1 protein-coding gene is annotated in these 272 nt (G+C 67.3%); it reads left to right on the top strand.

Translation table 11 applies throughout. The annotated features are described in order from the left end of the window. The coding region (locus tag HB860_RS22060) for an MBL fold metallo-hydrolase (protein WP_247627964.1) at nt 1-272 on the top strand (272 nt) is incomplete at both ends.

Below are 272 nucleotides of genomic sequence, written 5' to 3'. Positions count from 1 at the left end.
CCGTGTTCAGCGAGCGGGCCTCGCCGGTGCAGTGGTTCGGCCCCAAGCGCTGGCATCAACCGCCCATCACCCTGGAGGCGCTGCCCCCCATCGAGGGGGTGATCCTCTCCCATGATCACTACGACCATCTCGATCACGGGGCCATACTGGCGCTGCAGGAGAAGGTCGACCACTTCATCACGCCCCTCGGGGTGGGGGCGCGCCTCATGGCCTGGGGGATTGCGAAGGAGAAGATCCGCGAACTGGACTGGTGGCAGCAGACCCGGGTGGGC

Origin of the sequence: Aeromonas genomosp. paramedia (assembly GCF_023093515.1) — a bacterium.
In the GTDB taxonomy this organism is placed as follows: Bacteria; Pseudomonadota; Gammaproteobacteria; order Enterobacterales; family Aeromonadaceae; genus Aeromonas.
The sequence above is the reverse complement of the archived record's forward strand: the minus strand, read 5'-3'. Positions and strand labels throughout refer to the sequence as shown.